This is a genomic window from Lactiplantibacillus sp. 7.2.4, assembly GCF_018991185.1.
Classification (GTDB): Bacteria; Bacillota; Bacilli; order Lactobacillales; family Lactobacillaceae; genus Lactiplantibacillus; species Lactiplantibacillus pentosus.
The window spans coordinates 1-5,835 of the sequence record NZ_JAGYGS010000100.1 but is presented as its reverse complement, the minus strand read 5'-3'; the positions used below and the strand labels follow the sequence as shown (position 1 = coordinate 5,835).

Annotated in this window: 6 protein-coding genes; 5 read left to right on the top strand and 1 reads right to left on the bottom strand. The window is 42.9% G+C overall.

Translation table 11 applies throughout. From position 1 onward, the window contains the following. Positions 1–50 precede the first annotated feature (50 nt). The 4 genes from KGF70_RS16345 to KGF70_RS16330 are packed head-to-tail and all read left to right on the top strand — an operon-like array spanning position 51 to position 4,014. On the top strand, positions 51–980 hold the full coding sequence (locus tag KGF70_RS16345; protein ID WP_216768633.1) for a carbohydrate ABC transporter permease: 930 nt from the start codon (positions 51–53) through the stop codon (positions 978–980). Between the two features lie 14 nt (positions 981–994). Beyond that, a complete protein-coding gene (locus tag KGF70_RS16340) occupies positions 995–1,825 on the top strand; it encodes a carbohydrate ABC transporter permease (protein ID WP_105921866.1) in 831 nt (276 codons plus the stop codon). Positions 1,826–1,856: 31 nt separating this feature from the next. After that, the gene (locus KGF70_RS16335) at positions 1,857–2,882 is read left to right on the top strand and encodes a LacI family DNA-binding transcriptional regulator (RefSeq protein ID WP_105921867.1); all 1,026 of its coding nucleotides are present in this window, start codon (positions 1,857–1,859) and stop codon (positions 2,880–2,882) included. A 28-nt stretch (positions 2,883–2,910) separates the two neighbouring features. Further along, positions 2,911–4,014: an ABC transporter ATP-binding protein gene (locus KGF70_RS16330; RefSeq protein ID WP_105921868.1), complete on the top strand. Its 1,104-nt coding sequence runs from the start codon at positions 2,911–2,913 to the stop codon at positions 4,012–4,014. A gap of 84 nt (positions 4,015–4,098) precedes the next feature. On the opposite strand, the gene KGF70_RS16325 is transcribed toward KGF70_RS16330, so the two are convergent. After that, a complete protein-coding gene (locus KGF70_RS16325) occupies positions 4,099–4,467 on the bottom strand; it encodes a pyridoxamine 5'-phosphate oxidase family protein (RefSeq protein ID WP_050338228.1) in 369 nt (122 codons plus the stop codon). Positions 4,468–4,659: 192 nt separating this feature from the next. Between KGF70_RS16325 and KGF70_RS16320 the strand changes: the two genes are divergently transcribed. Continuing rightward, positions 4,660–5,682 (top strand): aldo/keto reductase, encoded by a 1,023-nt coding sequence (locus tag KGF70_RS16320; RefSeq protein WP_216768631.1) that lies wholly within the window; start codon positions 4,660–4,662, stop codon positions 5,680–5,682. Positions 5,683–5,835: the final 153 nt, after the last annotated feature.

Genomic DNA, 5,835 nt, shown 5'->3' with positions numbered 1-5,835 from the left:
GACTGCCGACTGTGTAAACAGTCCTATTGTTTCAAGGAGAGGTGAAATTGATGGAAATACAAAAAAAGCCACTCAAACCAGCACGCGGGTTAAACGGTGAACATGGTCAAGTGTGGGAAGCCTATATCTTTTTGGCACCAGAATTTGTGATTGCCGCAGTCTTCTTTATTGCTGCCATTGTCTTTGCGCTCTACATGTCGTTTAACCACGTCAATATGATTTCTCAACAATTTGAGTTTACTGGGTTTAAGAACTATATCGATGTGTTTCAAGACAACGTCGCGATGACTGCCTTAAAAAATACGGCGTTGTTCTCAGTGATCGTGGTGCCAATCCAAACAATCATTGCTTTACTAATTGCATATGCGTTGAGTACCCGTGGCATTAAAGGGAAAAAGCTTTTCCGGTTAGTTTATTTCTTGCCGACATTAACTTCCAGTGCCGCTTTAACGTTGATCTTCATGTTTATCTTCAATATCACTGGACCACTGAATAATTTCTTGATTTCGATGGGACTATATCAACACCCGATCAACTTCCTGCAAAATCCAGCGTATGCATTAAAAGTTATTATGGTCATGAATATCTGGTCGACGGTGCCGAATTATATGACAGTTTACTTAGCGTCATTGGTAGACCTGCCAGAATCATTCTATGAAGCTGCAGAGATTGATGGCGCTTCAGCTTGGCAAAAATTACGCTACATCACCATTCCCTATCTACGGCCAATTACGACTTACGTTTTATTGACAGGGATTATTGGGACTTTCCAAATGTTTGACCAAGCCTATATCTTTTCTAACGGATCTGGTGGGCCTGATAATTCAACATTGACGATTGCGTTGATGGTTTATCAATATGCATTTGGCTCTATGAATACCATGGGATATGCGTGTGCGTTAGCTATTGTACTGACAATCATTATTTTCATTGTCTCACGCTTAACTGAAAAGCTAAACGGCAGTAATGGATTGCGGTAAGGGGGCATTTAACAATGAAAGAAAAATCTAAAGTTTTAAAGATTATTTTATACGTCGTTCTAATTGCCTACGCGATTCTAACGTTATATCCATTTCTGTGGGCGTTAGCAGCCTCGTTTAAGCCGTTAAAGGAGATCGTGAGCGGTAATCCAGGATTATTTCCGAAGCACTTTACACTAGCTAATTATCAATATATTACCGGGACATCGTCACTATTCACGAAATGGTTTATGAATTCTGTGATTGTTTCCGTGATTGGGACCATCGTCAACTTATTCTTAAACACCATGGCGGGCTATGCACTAGCACGTTTGAACTTTCCTGGTCGTCAAAAAATCTACTATGCATTTTTAGCTTTAATGATGGTGCCAGCGCAAGTCTTATTGATTCCAAACTATCTTATTCTGATGAACTTAGGTATGCTAGATACGTTTAGTTCACTGATTCTTCCGGCTGCAATTAACATTGGTAATATTTTTATGATGCGTCAGTTCTTCCTGTCATTCCCAATGGATGTTGAAGAAGCCGCTCAAATCGATGGTCTAGGGCGAATTGCCACATTCTTTAGAATTGTCATGCCATTAGCCCGGCCATCTATTGCGACGCAAGCCATCTTTGTCTTCATGGGGTTCTGGAATAACTTCATGCAACCAATGCTATATATTTCGACGCCTAAGAAATACACGTTGACATTAGGCCTTCAGACTTTTACGAGTCAGGCCACCGGAGTTCGTTGGGATCATACAATGGCTGCAAGCATTATTTCGATTGTGCCAATCATTATATTGTATATTATCTTTAACGGATACTTCTTACAAGGAGTACGAATGGACGGTGAAAAGTAGCCGGTTAACAATAATATAAGAAGGTGTCGTTTTGAAAAAAGTAACGATTAAGGATGTAGCTAAAAAAGCGGGCGTTTCAATTGGAACGGTGTCGCGAGTGTTTAATGATTATTCGGATATTAGTGAGGAGACGCGCAAGCACGTTTTCTTGGTAGCGAACCAGTTGGGGTATTCACCGAATTTAGCTGCACGCACACTCTCCTCAAAACGACAGAAGAAGATTGCGCTAGTCTTTAGTGGATTAGTTTATATGCCTAAGTACACCTTTCCGATGTCAATTTTGAATGGTGTATTAGATTATGCGGATTCACAAAATTTAGAATTTGCATTTTATGCAATTACAACACAAAAACAAAAGGAAAAAACTTATGAGCAGTTTTGTAGTGAACATGATTTGACGTGCGTTATTTTACAAGGGTTGCATGAAAGCGATCCGTATATTGAGCAGTTGAAGACGACCCGTGTGCCAACCGTATTGATTGATATGGCCGTTCATAGCAACCCTAATGTTTGTTCTGTGACGACCGATAATGTGTCGGCGGCAACTGATGCAGTCAATTTGTTAATTAAAAGCGGCTGTAAGAACATTGATTTTATGAATGGGACATATGATGCGACTGTTAGTGTTTTACGTGAACGCGGGTATAAGAAAGCGCTAACAGATGCAGGATTGCCCATTAATTCAGGTCGAATTCAGTATGCTAACTATGATGAACAAATTGCGAATTTGATGGCTAAGCAGGTTTTGACAAATGATCCGAACATCGACGGGTTCTTTTGTGCTAGTGATATTATGGCACTTGGCGTACTCCAGGCGCTCAAAGATATGGGCAAGAAAGTACCGGAAGATGTGGCGGTCATTGGTTTTGATGGCTTAGAGTTGGGTGCCTATGTCTCACCATCGCTATCTACAATTGTCCAACAACCCTATGAATTTGGACAAGAAGCTGGTCGGTTAGCACAGCAGTTTCTGGATGGTCAGAAGCCAAATTCAACAATTGAGCGTCATGTTCCCTATAAGCTAGTTCGCAGAGAATCGACTAGAAAACCGCAGTAAGTTTTGATCCTTGAAAAGGTGATTCAAAATGGTGAAAATTAATTTAGAGCATATCTATAAAAAGTACCCGGGTAATGATGATTATTCTGTGACGGATTTCAATATGGAGATGCAGGATAAAGAGTTTGTCGTGTTTGTTGGGCCTTCAGGTTGTGGTAAATCAACGACATTGCGGATGGTCGCAGGACTGGAAACAATCAGCAAAGGCAAGTTGTATATGGATGGACAAGTGGTTAATAAAGTCCAACCTAAGGATCGCGATATTGCTATGGTTTTTCAAAATTATGCGTTGTATCCGAACATGACTGTTGCGGATAACATGGGCTTTGGATTGAAAATCCGTAAAGTGCATCATGATGAAATCAAGAAGCGGGTTGCGGATGCAGCAGAAATTCTTGGACTCAGCGACTACTTAACACGGAAGCCAGGGGCATTATCTGGTGGTCAACGGCAACGGGTTGCATTAGGACGGGCAATTGTCCGTGATGCAAGTTTGTTCTTGTTAGATGAACCGCTATCTAACTTGGATGCCAAGCTGCGGGTCGATATGCGCACACAAATCGCACAACTGCATCAACGTTTGCAAACAAACATGATTTATGTGACCCACGATCAGGTGGAAGCGATGACGATGGCTGACCGAATTGTCATTATGAATGATGGTAAGGTTCAACAAATTGGCACGCCGGATGAATTGTATAATAAACCGACTAATCAGTTCGTCGCTGGCTTTATTGGATCGCCTTCGATGAATTTCTTCAAAGTACATTTGCATGATAATCGTATCTCAAATGGCAAAGGACTAGATATTGAAGTCCCAGAAGGTCGGCTCAAGGTTTTGCGCGAACAAGGGTATCAAGATAAAGATGTCATGTTGGGGATGCGTCCAGAAGATATTCATACTGAACAGATTGCACTACAAACCTTCCCAAGTGCGATTGTGAATGCTCAAGTCGTTGTTTCAGAGTTCTTGGGTACCGATTCTAACCTGTACTCAAAGACGGGTGATACCGAATTTGTCGCCCAAGTTAATGCTCGTGATTTTCATAAGCCAGGCGAAAATGTGCAAATGGCCTTTGAAATGAGTAAAGCTCATTTCTTTGATAATGATAATGGCTTAACGATTGAATGATTGGCTATTAGTTTAGATAAAAATAAGAGGACCTTGCTAGCACGTTTGTTGCCGTGCCAGTAAGGTCCTCTGCGATTAATCCGATTAAATCTTCTGTTCCACATCCTCAATCGTCACAACCAAAGTAGCCCGAATCCAGTCGAACTTAGCGTGCATCTGATCAAAGTAAGCGCCGCTAGTCTCAAACTTACCGGTGCCGTGAATATGGAAGCCGCAGCCAGTTCCGGTCGTGCCTGGCACCTTATAACTACCAACGGCGATGGTCAGGTGGTTATCCTTCGCGAAGTCGGCTTCAATTGAGTGCATACCAGCTGATGGGATCAATAGGGTATGGTCGTCGACTAGTTGCATGTAATGACTCCACGTATTAACGACGTGGGCTGGCTGACCGTTGACGGAAACGATGGTTGCGGGGGTGGTGTCTTTGATTACTTCAAGAAATTTAGGGTCCATAATGAGTCTCCTTTAATATTATATCACTATAATATATTCTAGTTCATATATTAATTTTATCAAGCAAGACGGTTCAAAAGTGAGCAGAAATGTTGCCTTGTGAACGTCAACGACGCTAGTAAAAAAGGCAGTTGCTTTTTACTAATGAAAGCGGTAACTTTAGCTAGGAGTGATGATGAAGGGGTGTTTAAAATGTATCAGGCAAGTCAGACGCGTTATGATCAGATGCAATACAATCGAGTGGGGCAGAGTGGCTTAAAACTATCTGCAATCGGACTCGGATTATGGAATAACTTTGGTAGTGTTGATCCAATTGCCAATCAAAAGGCGATCATCCATCAAGCCTTTGATCTGGGGATTACTTATTATGATTTGGCCAATAACTATGGCCCGGAACCAGGGAGTGCGGAGACCAACTTTGGTCAAATTATGAAGACCGACATGCGGCCGTACCGGGATGAGATGGTGATCGCCAGTAAAGCGGGCTATGTCATGTGGCCGGGACCATACGGCAATTGGGGGTCACGCAAGAGTATCATTGCCAGTGCTGACCAGAGCCTACAACGCACGGGACTAGACTATTTTGATATCTTCTACAGCCATCGTCCCGATCCTGAAACGCCGATGGCCGAGACCGCAGCGGCCCTCGACCAATTAGTTCGTCAGGGCAAGACACTCTACGTTGGGATTTCCAACTATAATGGGGAACAGACAGCGGCGATGACCAAGTTATTTGAGCAACTCGGAACGCCGTATATTATTCATCAGCCGCGCTATAACATGTTCAATCGTCAAGCGGAACAAGATTTGTTCCCAGTACTGGAGAAGACACACAAAGCGGCGGTGGGGTTCAGCTCGCTATCGCAAGGTCTGTTAACAGATAAATACCTGCATGGTATCGCGGCGAACTCCAGGGCGAATAAGGCCACGATTCCATTCCTCAGTCCCGTCCAAGTTGAACAGACCCTTACGACCGTTAAACGGCTCAATGAGGTCGCTCAACAGCGGGGACAGAGCCTGGCACAGATGGCCTTAGCGTGGAACTTACGTGAACCTGCCTTGGCTAGTGTGTTGATTGGTGCCAGTCGGCCACAACAGGTTGTCGATAATGTGGCGGCGTTGGACCAACTAGCATTTAGTGAAGCTGAATTAGCGAAGATTGATCAAATTTTGGCTGAACAACCAACCATTGATTGGTCAGCAGGACGAAAGTAACGTTATATAGCGAATATCAAAACGCTATGACAGTTAGTTAAAATGCAAAAACAAAGAAAGGGTCGCATCCGAAGATGCGGCCCTTTCTGTACCTAATAGTTAAGATTATCTTAGCATAGTTTGTCGGCTTTGCAATGGTGAAGTTCTTTTACT